General features: G+C 62.2%; 17 protein-coding genes and 2 pseudogenes. 7 read left to right on the top strand and 12 right to left on the bottom strand.

Translation table 11 applies throughout. The features are described 5' to 3' along the window. Positions 1 to 3: 3 nt before the first annotated feature. Positions 4 to 528, bottom strand: a complete 525-nt coding sequence (locus ABGM93_RS16080; protein ID WP_319774321.1) for an N-acetyltransferase — start codon at positions 526 to 528, stop codon at positions 4 to 6. Between the two features lie 207 nt (positions 529 to 735). On the opposite strand from ABGM93_RS16080, the gene ABGM93_RS16075 reads away from it, so the two are divergent. Beyond that, positions 736 to 1,125, top strand: coding sequence for a DUF423 domain-containing protein (locus ABGM93_RS16075; protein ID WP_321501192.1), 390 nt, complete (start codon positions 736 to 738; stop codon positions 1,123 to 1,125). Between the two features lie 98 nt (positions 1,126 to 1,223). Next, the gene (locus ABGM93_RS16070) at positions 1,224 to 2,834 is read left to right on the top strand and encodes a bifunctional metallophosphatase/5'-nucleotidase (RefSeq protein ID WP_321501190.1); all 1,611 of its coding nucleotides are present in this window, start codon (positions 1,224 to 1,226) and stop codon (positions 2,832 to 2,834) included. Between the two features lie 37 nt (positions 2,835 to 2,871). Here ABGM93_RS16070 and ABGM93_RS16065 read toward each other — a convergent pair whose 3' ends face one another. From ABGM93_RS16065 to ABGM93_RS16030, 8 genes are all read right to left on the bottom strand, one after another. Beyond that, entirely contained in the window at positions 2,872 to 3,780 is a 909-nt protein-coding gene (locus tag ABGM93_RS16065) for a DMT family transporter (RefSeq protein WP_321501188.1), read from the bottom strand. Between the two features lie 108 nt (positions 3,781 to 3,888). Then, positions 3,889 to 4,299 carry a DUF3775 domain-containing protein gene (locus tag ABGM93_RS16060; protein ID WP_321501186.1) on the bottom strand — a complete coding sequence of 137 codons (411 nt, stop codon included), beginning with the start codon at positions 4,297 to 4,299 and terminating at the stop codon, positions 3,889 to 3,891. A gap of 228 nt (positions 4,300 to 4,527) precedes the next feature. Beyond that, positions 4,528 to 5,052: a hypothetical protein gene (locus ABGM93_RS16055; protein WP_321501184.1), complete on the bottom strand. Its 525-nt coding sequence runs from the start codon at positions 5,050 to 5,052 to the stop codon at positions 4,528 to 4,530. A gap of 138 nt (positions 5,053 to 5,190) precedes the next feature. After that, entirely contained in the window at positions 5,191 to 5,715 is a 525-nt protein-coding gene (locus ABGM93_RS16050) for a DUF1499 domain-containing protein (RefSeq protein WP_321501182.1), read from the bottom strand. Between the two features lie 58 nt (positions 5,716 to 5,773). Continuing rightward, positions 5,774 to 6,007: a hypothetical protein gene (locus ABGM93_RS16045; protein ID WP_321501179.1), complete on the bottom strand. Its 234-nt coding sequence runs from the start codon at positions 6,005 to 6,007 to the stop codon at positions 5,774 to 5,776. Positions 6,008 to 6,491: 484 nt separating this feature from the next. Continuing rightward, positions 6,492 to 8,531 carry an RNA polymerase sigma factor RpoD gene (gene rpoD, locus ABGM93_RS16040; protein ID WP_321501177.1) on the bottom strand — a complete coding sequence of 680 codons (2,040 nt, stop codon included), beginning with the start codon at positions 8,529 to 8,531 and terminating at the stop codon, positions 6,492 to 6,494. A 537-nt stretch (positions 8,532 to 9,068) separates the two neighbouring features. Next, a complete protein-coding gene (gene dnaG, locus ABGM93_RS16035; protein ID WP_321501175.1) occupies positions 9,069 to 11,015 on the bottom strand; it encodes a DNA primase in 1,947 nt (648 codons plus the stop codon). Between the two features lie 217 nt (positions 11,016 to 11,232). Then, positions 11,233 to 11,682, bottom strand: coding sequence for a GatB/YqeY domain-containing protein (locus tag ABGM93_RS16030; protein WP_321501173.1), 450 nt, complete (start codon positions 11,680 to 11,682; stop codon positions 11,233 to 11,235). A 378-nt stretch (positions 11,683 to 12,060) separates the two neighbouring features. Between ABGM93_RS16030 and carA the strand changes: the two genes are divergently transcribed. Continuing rightward, positions 12,061 to 13,269 carry a glutamine-hydrolyzing carbamoyl-phosphate synthase small subunit gene (carA, locus tag ABGM93_RS16025; protein ID WP_321501171.1) on the top strand — a complete coding sequence of 403 codons (1,209 nt, stop codon included), beginning with the start codon at positions 12,061 to 12,063 and terminating at the stop codon, positions 13,267 to 13,269. A 244-nt stretch (positions 13,270 to 13,513) separates the two neighbouring features. On the opposite strand, the gene ABGM93_RS16020 is transcribed toward carA, so the two are convergent. Together ABGM93_RS16020 and ABGM93_RS16015 are read right to left on the bottom strand one after the other, a co-directional pair. Then, on the bottom strand, positions 13,514 to 13,963 hold the full coding sequence (locus tag ABGM93_RS16020; RefSeq protein WP_319774333.1) for a MerR family transcriptional regulator: 450 nt from the start codon (positions 13,961 to 13,963) through the stop codon (positions 13,514 to 13,516). 340 nt (positions 13,964 to 14,303) lie between these two features. Then, positions 14,304 to 15,401 carry an AraC family transcriptional regulator ligand-binding domain-containing protein gene (locus ABGM93_RS16015; protein WP_321501169.1) on the bottom strand — a complete coding sequence of 366 codons (1,098 nt, stop codon included), beginning with the start codon at positions 15,399 to 15,401 and terminating at the stop codon, positions 14,304 to 14,306. 909 nt (positions 15,402 to 16,310) lie between these two features. Between ABGM93_RS16015 and carB the strand changes: the two genes are divergently transcribed. Beyond that, positions 16,311 to 19,583 (top strand): carbamoyl-phosphate synthase large subunit, encoded by a 3,273-nt coding sequence (carB, locus tag ABGM93_RS16010; RefSeq protein ID WP_321501167.1) that lies wholly within the window; start codon positions 16,311 to 16,313, stop codon positions 19,581 to 19,583. Between the two features lie 282 nt (positions 19,584 to 19,865). Continuing rightward, positions 19,866 to 20,338 (top strand): annotated as a pseudogene (gene greA / locus ABGM93_RS16005) (transcription elongation factor GreA). A gap of 78 nt (positions 20,339 to 20,416) precedes the next feature. Here greA and ABGM93_RS16000 read toward each other — a convergent pair. Continuing rightward, a complete protein-coding gene (locus ABGM93_RS16000) occupies positions 20,417 to 21,118 on the bottom strand; it encodes a hypothetical protein (RefSeq protein ID WP_321501165.1) in 702 nt (233 codons plus the stop codon). Between the two features lie 105 nt (positions 21,119 to 21,223). Between ABGM93_RS16000 and ABGM93_RS15995 the strand changes: the two genes are divergently transcribed. Next, positions 21,224 to 21,517: a SelT/SelW/SelH family protein gene (locus tag ABGM93_RS15995; protein WP_321501164.1), complete on the top strand. Its 294-nt coding sequence runs from the start codon at positions 21,224 to 21,226 to the stop codon at positions 21,515 to 21,517. Positions 21,518 to 21,663: 146 nt separating this feature from the next. Then, positions 21,664 to 24,354: pseudogene (gene uvrB, locus ABGM93_RS15990) on the top strand (excinuclease ABC subunit UvrB); the annotation flags it as partial. Positions 24,355 to 24,457: the final 103 nt, after the last annotated feature.

Genomic DNA, 24,457 nt, shown 5'->3' with positions numbered 1-24,457 from the left:
TACTCAGCGTTCCGCAGGGCGGTCTGTCCATCCGAATATCAGGACAGAGACGTCGCTGCGCCCGATCCGCTCCACGCTTTCGTCGTAGAGCAGGCCGCCCATGGCCTCATAAAAGGCTTGTGCCTGCTCGTTCTCTTTCAGGACACGCACCGCGAAACCGGGCATGCCCGCGGCCCGGAGGGCGGCGCGGGTTGCGGAGAACAGCTTGCGCCCGAACCCCAGCCCCTGATGGTCCGGGTCCATGTAGAGTTCGTAGATTTCGCCGGGGAAAGGCAAATGCTTGAGGCGTGTGTGGCCGAACGTGGCATAGCCTGCCGTCGCCCCGCAAACGTCGATGACGAGAATGCGCATCTTGTAGCGGATGGCCGCGTCCCACCACGAAACGCCGCGTCGACCGAGCAGGCGTTCCAGCTCGACCCCGGGCAGGATTCCGCGATAGGCATTGCGCCAAGCGGCATCATGGATATCGGCCAACAGCTCGATATCTTCTGCGATCGCCGGACGAACAGTGACAGCTTCGATCCTCATCGTTCAACTCTAGGCGTTCGCCGAAAGCCAGAAAAGTCTTTTGATCACATGACCTTCAACCTTTCGATCTACCCTTGAGAGATATCGCAATGGAGTTTTCGCGCTCTACTTGAACCGCGAGATGCCCATGGGCCCAATACCCTTTTTGTTGGCCCGCACCGCGCGCGATGCTATCGCTCTGGAATCGTTCTCACGCTCAGGCCTCCCATGCGCCATTCCCCTTCCGCCGCCTCCCTCTGGCCCGCGCTTGCCGCCGGTCTTTCAGGCGCTGCGGGCGTCGCCCTGTCCGCAGTCGCCGCCCATGTCGACAGTTCCGGCTTTGTCAGCGCGGCTGCCGCCATCGCGCTCGCCCATGCACCAATCCTGCTCATCCTTTGCCTTCCCGGCATTCGCGATGTCCTGAGCCTGCCAGCCCTGCCTGCGCTCATGATCACCCTGGGCGTGTTTCTGTTCTGCGGAGATATGAGCGCCCGCGTCTTTCTCGACCACAAGCTGTTCGCCTATGCCGCGCCAACCGGCGGCAGCCTGCTGATCCTCGGCTGGCTGGCAATCGCGGTGCTCGCACTGCCTGCGCTTTTGGGTCGAGGCGCGCGTTAGAACGGTTTGCGCCACAAGCGCGCAGGATCGTGTTGCGCAGGCCTGTGTTTTCGGGGCACCGTAGCGCCTTCCTTTCCATGGGAAAGAAGGGGCTTATCATGAAGCGAGCATTGATCCTGCCGGCGGCGCTGGCCGCGGGCCTCGTCCTTGGCGGCACGGCGCAGGCCGAGTTTGCATTGACCATTCTGCATACGAACGATTTCCATTCCCGTATCGAACCGATCAACAAATACGATTCCACCTGCGGCGAGAAAGATCGCGCGCAAGACAAGTGCTTCGGCGGTTCGGCACGTTTCTTCACCAAGGTCGCAGAACGGCGCGAAGCGATAAGCGGCGCGGGCGGCAACGTGATTCTGGTCGATGGTGGCGACCAGTTTCAGGGCTCTCTCTTCTATTCCCAATACAAGGGCGCGGCGGCAGCGGAACTGATGAACCGCATCGGCTATGACGCCATGACCGTCGGCAACCATGAATTCGATGACGGCCCGGAAGTCCTGGCGCAGTTCATCGACGCCATCGATTTTCCGATCCTGCTGGCCAATGGCGAGTTTTCCGGCGAAATGGCGCTGAAGGACAAGCTCAAGGGCAGCATCGTGCTGGAGGTGGGCGGCGAGAAGATCGCTCTCATCGGCATCACGCCGGAGGATACGGACGAGCTTTCCTCGCCTGGAAAGAACGTCCACTTCCTCGATGCGGTGGCGACACTGAAAGGCGCGACCCAGGCCTATCAGGCCGCAGGCATCGACAAAGTCGTCCTGCTTTCCCATTCCGGGTATGCGCGTGACAAGGAACTGGCAGCCCTCGTTCCCGGCATTGACGTGATCATCGGCGGGCACAGCCACACTTATTTGGCCAATTCCGACGACAAGGCCGAAGGCCCCTACCCGACCTTCGTGGACAATCCGGCGGGCGGGCGCACCGCCATCGTGCAGGCCTACGCCTATGGCAAGTTTCTGGGCGAACTGAACGTCGTGTGGAACGATGACGGGGATCTCGTCTCCGCCGCCGGGGCCCCCATCCTGATGGATGCCGCGATCGCAGAAGATGCAGACACCTCCAGGCGCATCGCGGAGCTCGCCGCCCCGCTTGAGGAGATCCGCAGCGAGGTCATCGGTTCCGCCACCGCCTCCATCGACGGCTCCCGCGACACTTGCCGCAAAGGGGAATGCGAGATGGGCGTTCTGGTCGCCGACGCCATGCTGGAGCGGGTGCGGGCGCAGGGCATCGATGTCGCCATCCAGAATGGCGGGGGCTTGCGCGCCTCCATCGATGCGGGTGAGGTGACCATGGGCGAGGTTCTGACCGTGCTTCCCTTCCAGAACACGCTCGCAACCTTCCGCCTAAAGGGCGCCGATCTGATCACCGCGCTTGAGAACGGCTTTTCAAAGGTCGAGGAGGGCGCGGGCCGCTTCCCGCAGGTGGCCGGCATGAAGGTCATCTGGGATCCGGCAAAGCCCGCCGGAAGCCGGGTCGTTTCGGTGAAGATCGCCAAGGAAGGTGCCTTCGTTCCGCTTGATCCCGACGCGCTCTATGGCGTTGTCTCCAACAACTACATGCGCTCCGGCGGCGATGGCTACGCCATCTTCGCCAAGGCAGCCGTGGATGCCTACGATTACGGCCCGAATATTGAGGATGCGGTGGCGAGCTTTATTGCAGATGCGCAGGGCTACAAACCGCACACCGACGGTCGCATCTCGATCCTGAAATAGACGGCTTGAGAGCTTCGCCCCGCCCGGATCGACAAGATCACAGTCCGGGCGGCGGTGACGCATAGCGGTCGCGCCGCGTGATGAGGGGGGCAAGCTGCACCACCACGATGGACGCAAAGATCAGCCCACAGCCGACAAGCCCCATCGCATCCAGTCGCTCGCCCAGGATGAGCGCCCCGCACAGCGCCGCAAACAACGCCTCCGCCGATAGGATGATCGCGGCATCCGCCGCCTTGGTCCAGCGCTGCGCGATGATCTGCAGCGTGAAGGCGAAACCGCCCGACAGAATCGAGGTGTAAACAAGCTCCAGCCAGATGTCCTTGATCCCGGCCAGACTGACCCCTTCGAACACCAACCCCGGCAGCAGGGCAAGGACGCCCACCACCGAGAACTGCGCAAAGGCGAGCGCAAGCGGGCGACCGCTGGACATGCCCACGCGCCCCACCAGCACCACATGCAGGGCCCAGAAGACGGCGCAGATGATCAACAGTCCATCGCCCCAGTTCAGCCCGTCCAGATGTCCGCCACCGAGCAGGTAAACCCCGGCCAGAGACGCCAGCGACGCGGGCCAGACGGCCGGATGCGGCATGTCGCGGAAAAGAGCCGCGCCAAAGAACGGAACCATAACGACGTAGAGACCGGTCAGAAACCCGGCATTCGTCACCGTGGTGACGACGAGCGCCGATTGCTGCAAGGCAATTCCGAGGAAGAACACGACGCCCACGCCGAAGAACATCCCCATATGCGCGCGCGACACGGGCGCACCGCGATGGTGTCGCGCTTCGCGCCATGCGAAAGGCGCAAGGCAGGCGGCGGCGATCAGAAAACGAAGGCCGGTGAAAACCAGCGGCCCAACGCTCGACATCGCCGTGGACTGGGCCACGAAGGCCGAGCCCCACATGAAGGCGGTGAGCAGGAGAAGGAGATTTGCGGTAAGACGGCTCATGCCGCCCCGGTAGCCCATGGAACACCGCAAGGCAAGCTCACTTCACGGGACCACTGTCGCTATCACGCTCATTTGCGGCAGTTGTCCGGATCGACCTGTCAGCCAAGCCTAGAGATCGAGGCTGTCGAGCCCCGCTTCCAGATAGTCGGCAAGTAGCGACATGCGCGCGAGATAGCGCGCGGTCGGCCCATGCGCCCGCGAGCGCGCCTCCTCGCGCGCCGTATCGAGGTCGGAGGCGTCATAGTCGCCGCGTCCGATCCAGGCGATCGCGACGAGTTCCGCGGCCTCGTCCACATTCAGATCATCCAGCAGCGCCACCAGTTCATCGGCGGTGAGATCGTCGCGCTCCTCCTCCACCAGCCCTTCGTGGCGATAAGCTTCGGAAAGCTTGTCGCTGTCGAACTCCACGTCCCCCTCATGGCCACCTTCATAAGTGTCCTCAAGCGAACTGCTCGCCGCGCGCGCCTTTTGCACGATCATCCGCACGGTTTCCGGATTGAGCACCAACTCGACCGCCATAACCTCTCCCCACAGCAGACCCGGTTCCATCGTTTCGGGGCACGCCCCCCTGCGCAACGGCCGCTCCATTATTATCTGAAAGACACGACCCGGCAGGCACCCCGCCAATCATGGCGCGGCGCTTTCATATTATGCATATGAACGTGTTTTGAACGCGACGTCGAGTGCGCATGAACGCATGAAACCGCTTTTCCGTCGGGCCTATCCGGCAGAACCGGAGAAATCGCTTCAGGCAGAGGAGGGCGTTGCAAAGACCTCTTCCAACTCGCCGATCAGGCGGCGAACACGTGCCTCGTTATAGCCCCGGCTGTTTTCCGGAATCAGACAGCACGCATAGACGGCCAGCGCCGTGTGACCGGTATCGAGGGGAATGTAGCGAACCTGGATGAAATGCGGCACCCGAAGCCACCCTACGCGCTGGATGAAACGGTCGCCCAGCCAGTCGGGATCCATCGCCACCCGTTCCGTCATGGGTTCGCGACGCACGATCCGCATCACTTCCTGGCGCAACAATCCCGGAGGCGCGGCGAATACGGGGCCTGGAATGTTGGGCTGAACCTTCGCGCATTCTTCCGTGGGAGCGGCGATGAAGAAATCCGATGAGGGCGGAGGACTCAACTCCGCGAAATTCACCGGCCGATCATCAGGCGGCCCGAAAAGCGCATCCCAGAACCGCTCACGCCCGTCACCTGCCCAGGCCACCAGAGCCAGAGCGATCGTTAACAAGCCTGCAAAGATCAAAAGCGCATTCATGTCGCCTCACCCCCGTCGCATTCCACGAAGCGGCGGTGTTCTCACCCGTTTTAAATGGGCCTCTCAGGTGCACCGAACAAGCCGCAAGAGTGTCACGTCGGGCGAAACAGGGGGCGCAACATTGCCGCAGGGCGCCGGTCAGGCGGCGGCTACGGGCGAGACGACCTGTTCCAGAAGCCGCAGCCAGTTGCGCACGCGCTTCCCGTTCGCTCCGAAATCGCTGCTGCCGACCTGGGAGCGCGAATAGATGATCAGCGCGGTGCGCCCCACATCGACCGGGACATAGCGGATGATGATGGTGTCGGGAAACCGCATGATGGGTGTGCGCTCGATATAGCGATCCCCCAACCCGTCCTCATCCCTGGCCACACGCTCAACCCGCCCAGATCCCATGACGATGGCATCGAGCGCCGCTCTGAGCGCGTGCGGCTCCGCGGCAAAGACCGGCGAGACGAGATCCGGCTCCTCGCGCAGGCAGCTTTCCGGCAGGCACACAAGAAAGGAATTTGGCGTTCCCGGGCGCTTGAGATCCGCGAAATCGGGAACCGGCCCGAGATCGGCAGGCCCGTAGAGAGCCTGCCACGTTCTTTCCCGACCAAAGGCGAAAAAGCCCGCAACACAGGCAAGAGCGATGACGACGATTGCGATGAGGGCTGTTTTCATGGAGATACCATCGCCCGGGACCCCGCGGGGCGCAAGATCCTATACCGGTCTCCAGCCCCTAAAGGCTCGGCCCAAACCGCCGGATGAGGAGCGGATCCCTGGCAGAACTGCGTCCCAACGCAACAAGCGGCGTACCGTTCTTTGCCGACCACTTCGTAACCTTGCCGATCGTCCAAGCAGCCCCCATCAGTCCGTTGGGAAGCCGCTCGAACCTCGGATCAGCGCGCTTGAGCTCCGCTGACAGGAGGGCGGCAATCTCCGTGTCGTCGTCATAATAGGTGTTGACGGTCATTGCACAGGAGGCATCGGATTTGCTGATCCTATACGTTCCGCCACCGGTCGAGGTGTCGCCCTCCCCGCCGGCTTTCACGCATTGATTGACAAATGCCGCGACGATCTCGGGGTACTGGTCCCGCTGCGGCGACGTGAGGCGCCCACTAACGCCCACACCATTGCCGGCACATGCTCCAAGGCCCGCACAAATCAGGATTGCAACTATCGCAGACCGCATCGGAATTACCCCATTTTCGGCTTCATATGTGTTCCCGGCCCGGCACCGCTTGCGTGCTTATGCATTAGGTTCCTGAGCGCGTCTCACTGAAGGTCGTCAATACGCAGCATCCTGATTTGATACAATCCCACGTTCGCCCAACAGGCAGCGGCCGTTCGAAGCACCGCCCCTGCAAGACTTCGACGCGGTCGCTTTTTCTGAACCGCAACGAAAAAAGCCGGAGCAAATGCTCCGGCTTTCCGAATAGATACGCGACCGATTGACCTTAGCTATCCAGGAAGCTCCTGAGCTTCCGGCTGCGGCTCGGGTGCTTGAGCTTGCGAAGCGCCTTCGCCTCGATCTGGCGGATACGTTCGCGGGTCACCGAGAACTGCTGGCCGACTTCTTCCAGCGTGTGGTCGGTGTTCATGCCGATGCCGAAACGCATGCGCAGCACACGCTCTTCGCGCGGCGTGAGCGAGGCGAGCACGCGGGTCGTGGTCTCGCGCAGGTTCGACTGGATCGCCGCATCGATGGGAAGAACCGCGTTCTTGTCCTCGATGAAATCGCCCAGATGCGAATCCTCCTCGTCGCCGATCGGCGTCTCCAGAGAGATCGGCTCCTTGGCGATCTTGAGGACCTTGCGGACCTTCTCAAGCGGCATCTGCAGCTTTTCCGCCAGCTCTTCCGGGGTCGGCTCGCGGCCGATCTCGTGCAGCATCTGGCGCGAGGTCCGCACGATCTTGTTGATCGTCTCGATCATGTGCACCGGGATACGGATGGTGCGCGCCTGATCGGCGATCGAACGGGTGATCGCCTGACGGATCCACCACGTCGCATAGGTGGAGAACTTGTAGCCGCGCCGGTACTCGAACTTGTCCACCGCCTTCATCAGGCCGATATTGCCTTCCTGGATGAGATCGAGGAACTGCAAGCCGCGGTTCGTGTACTTCTTGGCGATGGAGATCACGAGGCGCAAGTTGGCCTCCACCATCTCCTTCTTGGCGATCCGGGCTTCCTTCTCGCCCTTCTGCACCATGTTCACGATCTTGCGGTACTCGGTGATCTCCAGCCCCGTTTCCGTGGCGAGGTTCTGGATCTCCTGACGCAATTCGCGGATCGTGTCCTTTTCCTTGGCGACGAAATCCTTCCAGCCGCGCGAAGAAAGGTTCGCAACCCGGCGGATCCAGTTCGGATCGAGCTCCGCGCCCTGATACTGCTTGAGGAAGTCAGTGCGGCTGACACGGTAGCTGTCGGCCAGACGCAGCAGACGGCCCTCATAGCCCATCAGGCGCTTGTTGATGTCGTAAAGCTGCGCAACCAGCGAATCGATACGGTTCTGGTTGAGCGACAGGCTCTTCACATCCTCGATGACATCGTCGCGCAGCTTCTTGTGGCGGCGCTCCTGAGACGGGGTCAGCGTCTTGTTCTGCAGACGGTTCTCGACATGCTGGTCCTGCAACCGGCGCAGCTTCTTGTAGCTGTCGGCAATGCGGTCGAAGGTCTCCAGAACCTTCGGCTTCAGCTCCGCTTCCATGGCCGCAAGCGACATGTTCGATTCGAACTCGTCGTCGTCGTCACCGTCGCCATCGCCGTCGCTGTCTTCGCCACCTTCGGACTTTTCTTCGTCCTTGGCACCGCTGGGCTCGCCCGGCTGGCCCTTGGTCACGCCGCCTTCGCCATCGCCCTCGCCTTCACCGTCCTCGTCGTCTTCAGAGCTGTTGCCCTTGCCTTCGGGGTCGGAATAGGTCGCCTCAAGGTCGATGATCTCGCGCAGCAGAATCTTGCCGTCATTGAGCTCGTCGCGCCAGATGATGATGGCCTGGAAGGTCAGCGGGCTTTCGCAAAGCCCGGCGATCATCGCCTCGCGACCGGCCTCGATACGCTTGGCGATGGCGATTTCGCCTTCGCGCGACAGAAGCTCCACCGAGCCCATCTCGCGCAGATACATGCGCACCGGATCATCGGTACGGTCCGTCGGCTCTTTGGTCGTGGTCTTGGCGACCGCGGTCGTGGACGCCTCGACGAGATCACCGCCTTCGGCCGAATCATCATCATCGGAATTGTCGGCCTCCGCCTCCTCGTCCGATTCCACCACATTGATGCCCATATCGGAGAGCATCGACATGGTGTCCTCGATCTGTTCGGAAGTGACCTCTTCCGACGGCAGGACCGCGTTCAATTCCTCATAAGTGACGTAGCCACGCTTCTTGGCGGCCTTGATCATCTTCTTGACGGCGGCATCGGAAAGATCGAGCAATGGGCCGTCAGAGGCCTCGCCCGTCGTTTCCTGCTGCTCATCCGCCTGCGTCGTCTTGGCTACCATGTCCTACTCCACAACCGCCGGGCCAACCGCCTCGGGGAGCCTCATATGTGTGTCTGCCTGCACGTCACACAAGCGCGCAGAACAACGTGCCCTGTCGCGCGCTCACCCTTAAACCGCCCGTTCAATCCCATATGTCTGATACGCCGGGTGTCTTAAGCCCCGCTTAACCGTAACCACCGGTGATCATTCGTGTGCATTTGCCGACGTCACCCAATAAAGATGGCGAGCACACGCCAACACCGAAGCTGGCTGCTTTGCCGGCGCCGGAAAATTCGTCACGGATTTCGGACAGATCCTGTGTTTTCGCCAACCTTTGTCATGGCGCCCATGCTGTCCCTGAAGGTTATTTAACTTGGACGCCGCGATTCGCAAGGGTGATTCGCCCCGGTCAAGCAGAAAAGATGGACCTTTCGGGCGTAAAAGGTCCTGAATCCGGTAATCAGGGACCTCCACAGCGAATCATTTGCCGCCCTCCAGCCCCGCCACGCGTCCCCGAGCCTGCTGGCCAGGCCGGAAAAGCGTCCTGGCCGGGAAAGACTAGCCGGCCCGACGCATCCCTTCCGCCTTGTGGGCGGCGCGGATGGCCCGCGCTTCCTCCGCCAGTTCGTGATCCCGCCGACCAAGTTCCTCGCGCCTGCGGATCACTTCCTGTTTCAGCGCCTGAATGCGCTGCCAGCTCTGTTCATCAATGTCATCCGCCGCCCCCTTCAGCTCCAGATCCATCTCGCGTTCAAGCTGGCCCAGTTCCAGTTCATCAAGAAAATGCTCAAAGCAGCGCTCGATGAAATCGTGGGAGGGATTGAAATTGAGAACCTGAAGCCGCCCGCTCAACCGCGTCCAGTTGGGATGGAACCCCGTTTCCTGCGGCGCCTTTTCCCGGTCCGCCAACACTTCGTTCAAGATCTCGTAGAAACGCGGATCAAGCGTGTCGAAAAACGAGGTGACCGCCTCATCTTCCAGATCCATCGCCAAGCGGCAAAGCTCCGCCTTGAACCCTTCATGCAGGTCGTCGTTGAAGCGCAACCGGGCGATCCGCTCCAGATGGCGTTCGAAGAGATCGAGATAGCGCGTGCACAGGCCGCACACCGTACGCTCGGTAGAAAAATGCGGGCTGTTGGGCTTTTCCACCCGCTGCGCGGCCGCCGACACATCGCGGGATTTTCCGTCGCGGCCCTTGCCCTCGCGCGTGCCTCGGCTCGCCTCCCAGAAGAGGTTCGAGAGCTTCAGCCGCATCTCAAGTTGATACCGCTTCCTGACCCGCTCGTCCCGGATCGTGGCGATCAGGTCATAGAGGCTCTTTTCCAGCGCGGCCTTGCGTTCCGGCGTCGCAATATCGCGCCCCGCCGCCTCGCGCTGCCACAGGACTTCGGAAAGCGGCAGCGCCTTGGCCGTCTCTGTCAGAAACCCCTCGCGCCCGCCCGACTGGATCAGATCGTCCGGATCCTTGCCATCGGGCAGAAAGGCGAACTGGAAGGAATAGCCGCTCTTCAGCGCGGGCAGGATCCGGTCGACCGCGCGATTGGCGGCGCTGATGCCCGCTTGATCGCCGTCGAAACAGATGACGGGCTCCGGTGCAAGCCGCCACATACGCGCGATCTGGTCCTCGGTAAACGCGGTTCCCAGAGAGGCCACAACATGGCGGATCCCGGCCTGCCACACGGCGATGGCGTCAAGATAGCCTTCGGTGACGATCGCCTGGCCCGCCTCGAATGCCGGCTGGCGGGCACGATGCAGGTTGAACAGCATCGTGCCCTTGTGAAAGAGCGGTGTCTCCGGCGAGTTCAGGTATTTCGGCTGACCGTCCGGATCGAGCGTGCGCCCGCCAAAGGCGACCACCTGGCCACGATCGTTCTGAATGGGGATGATCACGCGGTTGCGGAAGCGGTCATAGGTCGGGCGACCATTGTCGGGCCGGATCAGGAGCCCCGCCTCCACCATGATCGCCTCATCGACCCCCTGCTCGGCCAGATGGCGTTTCAGGGCGTCGCGACCATTGGGCGCGAGGCCGAAGCGAAATTCGCGCAAGGTCTCATTGGAGAGCTTGCGCCGTTCAAGATAGGCGCGTGCGGCCTGACCTGAGGGTCCGTAAAGCTCGCGCTCGAAAAAGCGCGCCGCCATCTCGCAGACATCGGCCAGTCCGGCCCGGCGCTGCTGGCGAACCTCTTCACGCGGATCCGGCTTCGGCAAATCCACACCGGCGTCGCGGGCCAGAAGTTCAACCGCTTCGGGAAAGCTCAGCCCCTCGGTCTCGGTCAGGAACTTGAAATGGTCCCCCGCCGCCCCGCAGCCGAAACACTTGTAGTGACCGCGGCGGTCATCGACATGGAAGCTCGGCGTCTTTTCCTGATGAAACGGGCAGCAGGCCCAGAAATCGCCGCGCGAAGGCTGCGTCTTGCGCCTGTCCCAGGTCACGCGTCGGCCGACCACCTCCGAAAGGGGCAGCCGCGTGCGGATATCATCAAGGAGCGAAGGCGGAAATCGCATGGGGTTCTTCTTGAGGACAGAAAGCGACAGTGTAACGCCGGAAGCGGCCGACCGACAGAACTAGCTGGCAACCACCCCGGCACACCTTACGTCAGACGTGGGATAACGGGGACAACACACCGCAACAGAGCTCGCTACCGGACGCGCCAACGCTCCCGGCAGACAGGCTTCAGATAGGTTCGACTTTGCCGGGGCGGTCGTCCTTGCGCAGCGATCTCTAGTGCAACAGGGACTTCACGACGCAGCTGGCGCGGGTGAAATCCATCTGCCCCTCATAACGCTCTCTGAGAACCGCCATGGTGCGGCCCATGTCGCGCAAGCCCTTGCATCCCAGTTCGTCCACCACCGCCTGACAGGCGGCCTCGGTGTCCGCCTCATCCAGCTGCTTGGGCAGGAACTCCAGGATGATGCTGGCTTCGTCGCGCTCCTGCTGGGCCAGGTCGATCTGGCCCGAATTCTCGTACTCGGCCGCGGAAATCTCGCGTTGCTGCACCATCTTGTGCAGGATTTCCAGGATCTCTTCCGTGCTCAGGCCATCACGTCCCTGAGTCCGGATCGAATCCGCGCGATCGTTGATCGCGGCCAGCATCAGGCGCAATGTCGCCGCGCGACGCTTGTCCTGATTCTCCACCGCTTCCGCCAGAGCAGCGTTCAAACGGGTGCGCATGGTCAGCGCCAAGCTCCGCAAACAGGGAGCCGTTCCGGCCAGATTCGCATCATTGACTCGCTATCCGATCTTAGTGAATTGATATATATGGAGAATTTTCGCGCCGTCGCGAGTTGACCCACAGTCCTGCTTGCCCTAGTGTTCGCGCCTGAGCGCGCACCGAGTTCTGGTTTGAGCCGACCATGGTTCCAGCCGTCTTCGCGCCGGGTTCTGCCCCAGCCTATGCCGATCAAATCGCATCATGCAATTGGTGACGCATAACGCTGATCAAGTGCCTGTCGCCTGTCGGCTTCCAACGATTGATCATCCGATCGGTCATCGGCCATATCAGTCCCGAATGCGTGCATGATGTCACCAACCCGATCCGGATTGCAACCCATGACGAACGCCGACGCCTGGTCCGCGACGCCGCCTACGGCCAACCTTGTCCTTGCCGACGGAACCGTGATCGAAGGATACGGTCTCGGTGCGATTGGCTCTGCGCCGGGCGAGGTCTGCTTCAATACCGCCATCACCGGCTATCAGGAGATCCTGACCGATCCGTCCTATGCCGGTCAGATCATCACCTTCACCTTCCCCCATATCGGCAACATCGGCGCCAACGATGAAGATGTGGAAACAGTGAACCTGGCCTCCGCCTCCGGCGTTCGCGGCGCGATCCTTCGCGCCGACGTCACCGCCCCGTCGAACTACCGCGCCGCGCGCGCCTTCGACGAATGGCTGAAAGCCCGCGGAATCATCGCCATAACTGGCATCGACACCCGTGCTCTGACCGCCCGCATCCGCGAAACCGGCATGCCCAACGCGGTCATCGCCCACGCCCCGGACGGCAAGTTCGACATCGAGGCGCTGAAGGCGGAAGCGGCGGCGTGGCCCGGCCTGGAAGGCATGGATCTCGCCAAGACGGTGACCTGCGGCCAGAGCTTCGAGTGGGATGAAACGTCGTGGAAGTGGAATGAGGGTTACGGCCGTCAGGAAGCGCCGAAATACCATGTCGTGGTCATCGACTACGGCATCAAGCGCAACATCCTGCGCCTGCTCGCCGACCAGGGCTGCCGGGTGAGCGTGCTTCCGGCCACCGCAACCGCACAGGACGTTTTGTCACTGGAACCGGACGGGGTCTTCCTGTCGAATGGGCCCGGCGACCCGGCTGCGACCGGCACATATGCCGTCCCAACGATTCGCGCCATCATCGATGCCGGCCTGCCGGTTTTCGGCATCTGCCTCGGGCACCAGCTCCTGGGCCTCGCACTGGGCGGAAAGACGCGCAAGATGCATCAGGGCCACCACGGCGCCAACCACCCAGTGATGGACCGCACGACCAACAAGGTCGAGATCACCTCCATGAACCATGGTTTTGCGGTTGACGCCGACAGCCTGCCGGAGGGGGTGGAGGAGACCCATGTCTCGCTCTTCGACAGCTCCAACTGCGGCCTTCGCGTCACCGGCAAGCCGGTCTTCTCGGTGCAGTATCACCCGGAAGCCTCGCCCGGCCCCCGCGACAGCCACTACCTCTTCACGCGCTTCATCAATCTGGTGCGCGAACGCAAGGGCGAAGCGGTGATTGCCGAGCGCGGAGCAGCCTGATCCGGGCGCACATGAGGGTTTCCAAGGGCTCCGCCTGAGAAGGTCGGGGCCCTTTTTGCTTGCCGAAAGTGGACGCAAGGAGCGCAAAGAGGGAAACGCGAACGGGCGCGCACAAAAGAAAACGCGGCCGACCGCACCTGGCGATCGACCGCGAAATCCAGCCATCTTGATCCGTTCAGACCCGCCCCCCTGACCTCATGTCCGGGCGCGAGACGTCTGTGGATCGCATCACGGCAGCAGCGTCTTAGAGGGCCTCGGCGGAGACGAGCGCATCCAGGTCGGCGACGATCTGCTTCGTTTCGGCGAGCTGCTGGCGAACCGTGATGGTCTGCTCTTCCAGCAAATCGAGCTGCGACGCGCAGATTGCGCGCAGGTTCTTCAGCTGCTCGGAGCGGGCGCTCTTGCCTTCGACCAGCTTGAGAACCTGACGGATCTCAACAAGGGTCAGACCGATGCGCTTCGCCTGCAGGATGACCCGCATGCGACCGATTTCCTGCTCACGGTAGAAACGGCGCGACCCGCGACGAACCGGGTTGAGAAGACCTTTCTCCTCATAGAACCGCAGCGTGCGCAGGGTCACGTCGAACATCTCGGCCATTTCCGAGATGGAATGCAGCTTGCCTTCCTCGGTCGACTGCGGGATGGGGCCAGCGATGTCGGGAACGGCTGCGATAGTGGTTGGGATTGTATTCATTTTGCCTACTTGCCAGTGGATTATCGTTGTGTAAGCCGTCCACCCAGCGGCCAAATCACAACGCGAACGCTGCGACAGATTTCATGAACCTGGAAACATTCCAAACATCATTTTGGTTCCGGCCAAGATGTCCGAAGGTTGTTTCTCAGGCCACAATTTCGATTATTCACGCCTCCCAATCAGTTCCTGCAGGGCATTTCCAACAGGTCCCGCAGAGGAGGTTCTGCATCTCCCGCGTGAACGTGCGGAATATGCCACCCCCTTGCGCTACGTAATTCGCCCCAGACGCCTAAGATTTAGCCGCAGAACCCATGCGACAACACACCCCACGCGAATCGGCCTACTTCCGTGCTCGGATCGATTGCATATGGCCGCGGTAATCTCGGGGAGAACGCCCGAACCACCGCTTCGCAGCCCGCGTAAAGTTGCCAATGCTGGAAAATCCGAGGCGATAGGCGATCTCAGAAATCATCAGATCGCTCTCCTCCAGCAGCCGCTGCGCACTCTCCCGCCGCAACCCGTCAACCAGATCGTTGAAACTCGTCCCGCAGCCGGCGAGCCGCCGCTGCAGACCGCGCGCGCTCAGGCCCATCTGCCTGGCCACCACATCCAGCGTCGCCGTTCGCTCATCCTGGCGCACGATGTCCATGATTTCCTCGCGCACCTTCAGGACGATGTCGTCCTGCCGCTTGCGCTCGCACACCAACCGGCTGTTGAGATCGCATAGCGCGCGATAAAGATCCCCATCCGCACGCGGATTGGGCAAATCGAGGCACCGTTGGGAAAACACGATCTCGTTCTGATTTGCCTCAAATTGTACATTGGCCGCCAGCAGAGCCCGATGCAGGGCGGACGATTTCGGCTTGCGACGGGCGAGCCGAACCTCGACCGGAAGCTCCGTGCGCGGCAGCGCCGCATTCAGCCAGCTTACAAAGAGACAGGCCGTCCGGTCCGTGACCTGATCCTGACGCAGGATCAACGGAGAATAGCGCCAGGAGAGCTTCGCGTTGCCATCGAACTGAACCTCTGCCGCGGCCACGTCCACATGCAGCGGCATGAAACGCACAAGCGTCTCCAAGCCTGCGCGCAGGCTCGGCACGTAACGCAAGCACAAGGCCAGCGTGCCACGCGCACCCTGATCATCCTGCCCGGTCCAGCGTAGCCCCAGACAATCGTCATCCGCCGCCTCCGACGCCATTTCGAGAAGATGGGCAAAGGCGTTCAGCGCAATATAGCAGTCGGTAGATGAGGTATCGGCGTCCCCAAGGCCCGCCTGGGCTGCAAGGCTCGTATAGTCGACGCCGCGCAGGGCGAGATAACTCGGCAATCCGTTGAGGCTGCGGCAATGCACCAGAAACGCATCCCGGCCCTGGCTATCCGCCGAGACCGATGCAGAGGCGCCGAGATGGCGCTTGCGACCGTTTTCCGTTTTCACCATGACCCGGCGGACCAACACGAGCGACGGCCTCGACCGTCCCGCAAATTACAGGGACCCGCACCGGCTCACGGCCCGACGCGGAAGGACTATTAGATGCCACCCACGCCAATGTCGCCCGCATTCTTCGCGGGGCCGATCATTCGCCGGAAGGAATTGCATCGCTCCGGCATTCCATTCAGATCAGGCAGGAACCCCTTTGCGGGACAGCGAGATCCGAAACGAATACCGGTCGGTACCGTGCAGCCGCACAACCTCACGAACGCTGACTGCGCGGCACACCTGATACGTCACGTCGGGTGGCATGCCAACCATCGGGCTTCGGTATAAATCCGAATACCTCAATGATTTTCGCATGATAGAGTTAATTTGATGATGTGGCAATTCGGACGGGAGGGATTATTCTTACACGCCCGATAAAACGCGCAGAATTCGCACAATTGCCGCACCAAGGACCGAAGCAGGCATCTGTGGTTTTGTTCCGGGCCCTTGCGAGAGGCCGCGCGGCGTTTCTCGACGCCTTTTATTAAAAATGAAGTGAGGCGGCGTAATATATTTGAGCGCGAAGCGCCGTCATCTGGGACGCCCCCCGCCCCGCTGTCGCCCCCCGCGAAGGCCGCCCCCCAGAGCCGCCCGGCACGAAAGGGGCGCCTCAAACACGGCACAAGCCGCGGCTTTGGCGCCCCGGGATCCACGCCAACTTGCCTTGCCGAAGGCCTGCGGGACGGCCGCGGTCACGATAATTTTTCCCCGCCAGACCCCTGAGGCGGCCAACAGGGGTTTCCGCCACCACACTTTTTCCCTATAAGGCCCGCTCAGCCGACCATCTTCAGTTGTCGCGATGCGACCATCCGACCGACACGACCCCGTGTCGAGGTTGGCGCACACCCATGCGCGATGCCGGGAGCCGAAATGCCCAAGCGTACTGACATCCAATCCATCCTGATCATCGGTGCCGGTCCTATCGTGATCGGCCAGGCCTGCGAGTTCGACTACTCCGGCACCCAGGCCTGCAAGGCGCTGAAAAGCGAAGGGTACCGGATCATCCTCGTCAACTCGAACCCTGCGACGATCATGACCGACCCCGATCTGGCCGATGCGACCTATATCGAGCCGATCACGCCCGAGGTCGTCGCCAAGATCATCGAGAAGGAACGCAAGGAGCGCCCGGACGAGAAGCTCGCCCTGCTGCCGACCATGGGCGGCCAGACCGCGCTGAACTGCGCGCTCTCCCTGCGCAAGATGGGTGTGCTGGACGAGTGGGACGTGGAGATGATCGGCGCGACCGCCGACGCCATCGACAAGGCGGAGGATCGCGAGCGCTTCAAGGAGGCGATGACCAAGATCGGCCTCGACACGCCGACCTCTCATCTCGCCCACTCCATGGCCGACGGCTATGTCGCGCTGGAAAAGATCGGCCTGCCCGCCATCCTGCGCCCTTCCTTCACCATGGGCGGCACCGGTGGCGGCATCGCCTACAACAAGGAAGAGTTCCTCGACATCCTGGAACGCGGCCTCGACGCCTCGCCCACCAATGAAGTGCTGATCGAGGAATCGGTGCTGGGCTGGAAGGAGTACGAGATGGAGGTCGTCCGCGACAAGGCGGACAACTGCATCATCGTGTGCTCGATCGAAAACGTCGACCCGATGGGCGTCCACACGGGTGATTCGATCACCGTCGCCCCGGCCCTGACGCTGACCGACAAGGAATACCAGATCATGCGCGACGCCTCGCTGGCGGTCCTTCGCGAGATCGGCGTGGAAACGGGCGGCTCCAACGTCCAGTTCGCGGTCAACCCCGAAAACGGGCGCCTCATCGTCATCGAGATGAACCCGCGCGTGTCGCGCTCTTCTGCACTTGCCTCCAAGGCGACCGGCTTCCCGATCGCCAAGGTCGCCGCCCGCCTCGCGGTCGGCTACACGCTGGACGAGCTTGAAAACGACATCACTGGCGGCGCGACCCCGGCTTCCTTCGAGCCGAGCATCGACTATGTCGTCACCAAGATCCCGCGCTTCGCCTTCGAGAAGTTCCCCGGCGCACAGCCCCTTCTGACAACCGCCATGAAGTCGGTGGGCGAGGTCATGGCCATCGGGCGGACGTTCCCGGAAAGCCTTCAGAAGGCCCTGCGCGGTCTGGAGACGGGCCTGTCCGGTCTCGACGAAATCGAGATCGCCGGTCTTGGACAGGGCGACGACAAGAACGCCATCCGCGCCGCTCTTGGCGCGCCGACGCCGGATCGCCTGCTGAAGGTCGCGCAGGCCATGCGCCTGGGCCTCAGTGACGTGGAAATCCACGCCGCCTGCAAGATCGATCCCTGGTTCCTGGAACAGATCCGCGACATCATCGACCTGGAGCAGAAGGTGAGCGCGCACGGCCTTCCCGGCAATGCGCAGGCCTTCCGCGGCCTGAAGTCGTTCGGCTTCTCCGACGCACGCCTGGCGCAGCTCGCCGGCAAGGATGAAGCCGAGGTCACAGCGCTTCGCACCGATCTTGACGTACACCCGGTCTACAAGCGCATCGACACCTGCGCGGCGGAATTCGCCTCGCCGACGGCCTATATGTACTCCACCTACGAGGCGCCCTTCGCCGGTGCGCCCGCCAACGAGGCCGCCCCTTCGCAAAAGAAGAAGGTGATGATTCTCGGCGGAGGACCGAACCGGATCGGTCAGGGCATCGAGTTCGACTATTGCTGCTGCCATGCCGCCTTTGCGCTTGCGGATGCGGGTTTCGAATCGATCATGGTCAACTGCAACCCGGAGACCGTCTCCACCGACTACGACACGTCTGACAGGCTCTATTTCGAACCGCTCACCGGTGAGGACGTGCTGGAGATCATCCGTGTGGAGCAGTCGCGCGGCACACTGGTCGGCGTCATCGTGCAGTTCGGTGGCCAGACCCCGCTGAAGCTCGCCCAGGCGCTCACCGAGGCCGGCGTCCCGATCCTCGGCACCTCGCCCGACAAGATCGACCTTGCCGAAGACCGCGACCGTTTCCAGAAGCTGCTGCATGAGCTGGATCTCAAGCAGCCGGAGAACGGCATCGCCCATTCGGTCGAGGAAGCCCACGCCATCATCGCCAAGATCGGTTTCCCGACGGTGATCCGTCCCTCCTACGTTCTGGGCGGGCGCGGCATGGAAATCGTGCGCGATCAGGAGCACTTCGAGCGCTATATCAACGAGGCCGTTGTCGTCTCCGGCAAGAGCCCCGTGCTGCTCGACCGCTACCTCTCGAACGCGGTGGAAGTGGACGTGGACGCGCTGTGCGACGGCAAGGACGTCTTCATCTGCGGCATCATGGAGCACATCGAGGAAGCGGGCATCCATTCCGGCGACAGCGCCTGTGCCCTGCCGCCGCATTCCCTGTCGCCCGACATCATCCGCCAGCTGGAAGACCAGACCCGCGCCATGGCGCTGGCCCTGGAAGTGGGTGGCCTGATGAACGTCCAGTACGCCATCAAGGACGACACGATCTACGTGCTGGAAGTGAACCCGCGCGCCTCGCGCACGGTGCCCTTCGTCGCCAAGACGATCGGCCTGCCCGTCGCCAAGATCGCCGCGCGCGTGATGGCCGGCGAAAGCCTCGCCTCCTTTGACCTGCACAAGAGCGAGCTCAAGCACGTGGCGGTGAAGGAAGCGGTCTTCCCGTTTGCCCGGTTCCCGGGTGTCGACACGGTGCTCGGTCCGGAAATGCGCTCCACAGGCGAGGTCATGGGCCTTGCCCGCGCCTATCCGGTGGCCTTTGCCAAGTCCCAGCTTGGCGCCGGCGTGAAACTGCCGACCTCCGGAACGGTCTTCATCTCGCTGCGCGATGCCGACAAGCCGCGCATTCTTGAGACGGCAAAGATCCTGACCCGTTGCGCATTCGAGATCATCGCCACGGGCGGAACCCAGCGTTTCCTTGAGGAAAAGGGCATTAGCTGTCGCAAGATCAACAAGGTGCTTGAAGGGCGGCCTCACATCGTCGATGCTATCAAGAACGGTGAGGTCCAGCTCGTCTTCAACACGACCGAAGGCGCACAGGCCCTTGCCGACAGCCGATCCCTGCGCCAGGCCGCGCTCATGCACAAGGTGCCCTACTACACCACCTTGTCGGGCGCGATCGCCGCAGCAAGGGCTGTTGAGGCCTACAAGACCGGCCACCTTGAAGTCCGGCCGCTGCAGGACTATTTCCCTACGGCTGCCTGACCATCTTCAAGGCAGCGGAATGATCCGGCACCTGTAGGGCGGCAAAGCGCCTCGGCCCAGGACCTCTCTTTTGCACAGAAAGGGGGAGCCATGAGGGTTGAGCGTGTGAGCGGCGACGGGCAGGCTGGAAGTTATGTCGACGCCGGATTCCGTGTATCCGGGCGAAAGATCTGATCGGTTTGGACGCTTCGGGGCAAGCCGCCCCGAAGCGTCCAACCGGTTTTTATTGACTCAAGCCGCCGCCGAACAGGCGGCGCACGCGTACCGAGAGGTCGAGAAGGCATGGAAAAAGTCCCGATGACGATTGGCGGTCACGCCAAGCTCGAGGAAGAGCTGAAGCATCGGACCTCCGTCGAACGGCCGAGGATCATTCAGGCGATTTCTGAAGCGCGCGCCATGGCGACCTTTCCGAAAACGCCGAATACCACGCCGCCAAGGAAGCCCAGAGCCACAATGAGGGCCGCATCAACGAGCTTGAGGACAAGCTTTCGCGGGCCGAGGTGATCGATGTCACCAAGCTCTCCGGCGACAAGATCAAGTTCGGCGCAACGGTCACCCTCATCGATGAGGACACCGAGGAAGAGAAGACCTACCAGATTGTCGGCGACGCTGAAGCCGACGTAAAGGAAGGTCGTGTCTCCATCTCCTCGCCCATCTCCCGTGCCCTCATCGGCAAGGAAGTCGGCGACAGTGTGGAAGTGGCAGCGCCCGGCGGCGCGCGCTCCTACGAGATCGCGGAAGTGAAGTTCATCTAGAGCATTTTCCGCCCGACAGGATCGCGGCGGACCGGTTGGATTTTGCTTCCGGCATCAAGCAGGCACCGTGTGGCGCTCCTAGAGGTGCCACACGGTCATCCATCTGTTTTCGGATACCCGGAAGCGATAGTCTTTCGTCAGATGACGAAGCACGGCGCGCATGTGCCTTGCGCCATAGACGATGGCGATGCGCCGTGGCTCATCACACGGCTCGGCCAGCACCTCTTCCAGACATTCGATCAGCCGGCGGTCATGCGCACGCAGGATCACGCCAAAAAACGCGTCGACGTCGTCTCCCCAATCCAGCCATTCCTGGCTGCTTGTGTGATCGGACATGGCTATGCCCTCAGCAAGCGATTCCCGCGTCGCGAACAGGCGCCGTTGCAGCCCGACCAATGACGGCAGAAAATAGGCCAGACACCGTAGCCGAAAAGGCAGTCCGCGCCACAATCGGTCGAACTCGTCCGTATCAAGATCCGCTCGTATAACCCTCGTATCGCAGATTTCTTTCGCCCTGAACTGTTGCTGCAATCGCAAGCCGAGCTTCTTGGAGACGGCGGCCCAGCGATAGGACCGCGTCAGGCGTTTGGAGTGGCGCGACTTAACGCCTTCATGCAGGACAATGTCATGCGAGACGGCGTCCGCAATGACCGCTTCGAAGAAAGTCGCTTCGCCGATGTGAATCATCGGAAACAGCGTCACTTCATGAGGATGGTCTTTGGAAGTCAGTACCATGCGAACCGAGCGGACACCGAAGATGCTGCTTTCGATAATCTGCATACGGCACGGTCAACTCGCTGATTGAACAAATTTTCATTGTCATAATTTTTATGCTAGCGGGTTTGACTGGCAGAGCAACCCCGCCGCCCGATATGGAAAGCCGCCATGACCGCCAAGCCCACCGTTGCCATCGAATATTGCCGCCAGTGCAACTGGATGCTGCGGGCGGGCTGGATGGCGCAGGAACTGTTGCAGACCTTTTCCGAGGAACTCGGCGGCGTCACGCTCATCCCCGGCACCGGCGGCATCTTCCGCATCACCGTCACCCATGATGGACAGCAGACCCTGATCTGGGACCGCAAGACCGAGGAGAGCTTTCCCCAACCGAAGGTCCTCAAGCAGCGTCTGCGCGACGTGATCGACCCGGACCTCGCGCTCGGCCACAGCGATCGCGCCTGAGCAAAGCGGAACAAAACCGCAACTTGCTCTTCCCTTGTCGGCCCGTTCGCCCCATATTCGGCCCCATGGCTGGCAAGAAAACTCCCCCGCACGAGACAGATCTTCCCGAAGCGTCCGGACAGGATGTTGGCGGACACGATGTCGCCGGCTTCGGCGAAAGCCCGCAAGCCGCCTTTGAAGGCGCGCCGCTGTCCGGCTCGGTGTCCGACTGGGCGCGCGAGATTTCCGGCGAGGCGGCAAAGCCCGCCCCTGCCGCCAAGGAACCGAAACCGGCCTCTGCGAAGAAACCCGCGAAGCCGAAATCCCGCAAGAAACAGGACGCCCCGGTCAGCCCCAAGGCGAAGGCGGCCGGCGGCATGAACCCGATTGCCGGGCTCGATATTTCGCTGGAGGACGCTGAGGAACTGCTGGCCAGACAGGTCGCGGAGACCAAGAAGAAGCGCAAGGGCCGCAACGCCCTGCCGGAGCTTTCCGGCGGCGGTGGTGCGACGGCCACCGTGCAGGCGCTTTCCGCGCTCATCGAAAGCGGCAACCCGCTGCACAAGAACGGCAAGATCTGGACCCCGCACCGCCCCGAGCGGCCCGAGAAATCGGAAGGCGGCGTACCGATCGAGATGGTCACGGAGTTCAAACCCTCCGGCGACCAGCCCACCGCGATCGCCGATCTCGTGGCCGGGGCGAACGACAACGAGCAGACGCAGGTGCTGCTGGGCGTGACCGGCTCGGGCAAGACCTTCACCATGGCGCAGGTGATCGCCCAGACCCAGCGCCCCGCCCTGATCCTCGCCCCCAACAAGACGCTGGCCGCCCAGCTCTATGGCGAGTTCAGGAGTTTCTTCCCCGAAAACGCGGTGGAGTATTTCGTCTCCTACTACGATTACTACCAGCCGGAAGCCTACGTCCCGCGCACCGACACCTATATCGAGAAGGAATCCTCCATCAACGAGGAGATCGACCGGATGCGCCACGCAGCGACCCGTGCGCTGCTGGAACGCGATGATGTGATCATCGTCGCCTCCGTCTCCTGCATCTACGGTATCGGGTCGGTCGAAACCTACACCGCCATGACCTTCGCGCTGGAAGTGGGCGAGCGCATCGACCAGCGCCAGCTCCTGGCAGATCTCGTGGCCCTTCAATACAAGCGCAACGACGCCGCCTTCCAGCGCGGCACCTTCCGGGTGCGCGGCGACACCATCGAGCTTTTCCCCGCCCACTTCGAGGACCGCGCCTGGCGCATCTCGCTTTTCGGCGACGAGATCGATTCCATCACCGAATTCGACCCGCTCACCGGCAAGAAGAGCGGCGATCTGAAGTCGGTGAAGGTCTACGCCAATTCGCACTATGTGACGCCCAAGCCGACGCTCAATCAGGCGGTGAAATCCATCAAGAGCGAGCTGAAGCAGCGGCTTGAAGAACTGAACAACCACGGTCGCCTGCTGGAAGCCCAGCGCCTGGAACAGCGCACGCTGTTCGATCTGGAAATGATCGAGGCGACCGGATCGTGCGCGGGCATCGAGAACTATTCGCGCTACCTGACGGGCCGCGCGCCGGGCGAACCGCCACCGACGCTGTTCGAATATCTGCCCGACAACGCGCTGGTCTTCATCGACGAGAGCCACGTCACCGTGCCCCAGATCGGCGGCATGTACCGGGGCGACTTCCGCCGCAAGGCGACGCTGGCCGAATATGGCTTCCGCCTGCCGTCCTGCATGGACAACCGCCCGCTGCGGTTTGAGGAATGGAACGCCATGCGGCCGCAGACGGTCTGCGTCTCGGCCACGCCCGGTAACTGGGAGATGGAAGAATCCGGCGGCGTCTTCGCCGAGCAGGTCATCCGCCCCACCGGGCTCATTGATCCGCCCGTCGACATCCGCCCGGCCAAGAGCCAGGTGGACGATCTTCTGGGCGAGGTGCGCGAGGTGGCGGCCAAGGGCTATCGCTCGCTGGTCACCGTGCTCACCAAGCGCATGGCGGAGGATCTGACCGAATACCTGCACGAATCCGGCGTGCGCGTGCGCTACATGCATTCCGACATCGACACGCTGGAACGCATCGAGATCCTGCGCGACCTGCGCCTCGGCGCCTTTGACGTGCTGGTCGGCATCAACCTGCTGCGTGAGGGCCTCGACATTCCCGAATGCGCGCTGGTCGCCATTCTGGATGCGGACAAGGAAGGCTTCCTGCGGTCTGAAACCTCGCTCATCCAGACCATCGGCCGCGCCGCGCGAAATGTCGACGGGCGGGTGATCCTCTATGCAGATCACGTGACCGGCTCCATGCAGCGCGCGATTGACGAGACCGACCGCCGCCGCGCCAAGCAGGTCGCCTATAACGAGGAACACGGCATCACGCCGGAATCGGTGAAGAAGAACATCGGCGACATCCTCTCCTCCGTCTACGAACGCGATCACGTCACGGTGGATTCCGGCTTCGCGGAAGAAGCGGGCGAGATGATCGGCCACAACATGACGGCCCATATCGAGGCGCTGGAAAAACGCATGCGCGAGGCCGCCGCCGATCTGGACTTCGAGGAAGCCGCCCGCCTGCGCGACGAGGTCAAGCGCCTGCGCGAAACGGAACTGGCGATTTCCGACGACCCGCTGGCCCGTCAGGCCGCCGTGGAAGACAAGAGCGGCGGCTACCGCGGCGAGCGCCCCTTTGGCGCCAGCGCCAACACGCCGAAGGGTTCAGGCTCCAAGGTGCGCAAGAACACGCTGGACGAAATGACCGTGGGAAGAACGGAAGTTCCGTTGGCTCGCGGGCGACCCGGCATCGGCAGTGACGACAAGAAGGGGCCGAAGGGCAGGCCGCGGAAGACGGGGCGTGCGGGAAGGTAGCATCGTAATGATCTCGTCAAAACACATGTCATTTAATTATATTCTGCCTATGCTTTTTGTACATTTTTTCACTTTCTATAAGACGAAAATTGCAAAATTGCTT

It is taken from the genome of Breoghania sp. (genome assembly GCF_963674635.1).
Lineage (GTDB): Bacteria > Pseudomonadota > Alphaproteobacteria > Rhizobiales > Stappiaceae > Breoghania.
The sequence above is the reverse complement of the archived record's forward strand: the minus strand, read 5'-3'. Positions and strand labels throughout refer to the sequence as shown.

Coding starts and splice junctions, on each gene's coding strand:
- carA (WP_321501171.1), top strand. CDS start 12,061: ATGACGAACGCCGACGCCTGGTCCGCGACGCCGCCTACGGCCAACCTT.
- ABGM93_RS16000 (WP_321501165.1), bottom strand. CDS start 21,118: ATGCAGATTATCGAAAGCAGCATCTTCGGTGTCCGCTCGGTTCGCATG.
- ABGM93_RS15995 (WP_321501164.1), top strand. CDS start 21,224: ATGACCGCCAAGCCCACCGTTGCCATCGAATATTGCCGCCAGTGCAAC.
- ABGM93_RS16060 (WP_321501186.1), bottom strand. CDS start 4,299: ATGGCGGTCGAGTTGGTGCTCAATCCGGAAACCGTGCGGATGATCGTG.
- ABGM93_RS16075 (WP_321501192.1), top strand. CDS start 736: ATGCGCCATTCCCCTTCCGCCGCCTCCCTCTGGCCCGCGCTTGCCGCC.
- ABGM93_RS16030 (WP_321501173.1), bottom strand. CDS start 11,682: ATGCGCACCCGTTTGAACGCTGCTCTGGCGGAAGCGGTGGAGAATCAG.
- ABGM93_RS16055 (WP_321501184.1), bottom strand. CDS start 5,052: ATGAATGCGCTTTTGATCTTTGCAGGCTTGTTAACGATCGCTCTGGCT.
- dnaG (WP_321501175.1), bottom strand. CDS start 11,015: ATGCGATTTCCGCCTTCGCTCCTTGATGATATCCGCACGCGGCTGCCC.
- rpoD (WP_321501177.1), bottom strand. CDS start 8,531: ATGGTAGCCAAGACGACGCAGGCGGATGAGCAGCAGGAAACGACGGGC.
- ABGM93_RS16065 (WP_321501188.1), bottom strand. CDS start 3,780: ATGAGCCGTCTTACCGCAAATCTCCTTCTCCTGCTCACCGCCTTCATG.
- ABGM93_RS16080 (WP_319774321.1), bottom strand. CDS start 528: ATGAGGATCGAAGCTGTCACTGTTCGTCCGGCGATCGCAGAAGATATC.
- ABGM93_RS16020 (WP_319774333.1), bottom strand. CDS start 13,963: ATGAATACAATCCCAACCACTATCGCAGCCGTTCCCGACATCGCTGGC.
- ABGM93_RS16070 (WP_321501190.1), top strand. CDS start 1,224: ATGAAGCGAGCATTGATCCTGCCGGCGGCGCTGGCCGCGGGCCTCGTC.
- ABGM93_RS16015 (WP_321501169.1), bottom strand. CDS start 15,401: ATGGTGAAAACGGAAAACGGTCGCAAGCGCCATCTCGGCGCCTCTGCA.
- carB (WP_321501167.1), top strand. CDS start 16,311: ATGCCCAAGCGTACTGACATCCAATCCATCCTGATCATCGGTGCCGGT.
- ABGM93_RS16045 (WP_321501179.1), bottom strand. CDS start 6,007: ATGACCGTCAACACCTATTATGACGACGACACGGAGATTGCCGCCCTC.
- ABGM93_RS16050 (WP_321501182.1), bottom strand. CDS start 5,715: ATGAAAACAGCCCTCATCGCAATCGTCGTCATCGCTCTTGCCTGTGTT.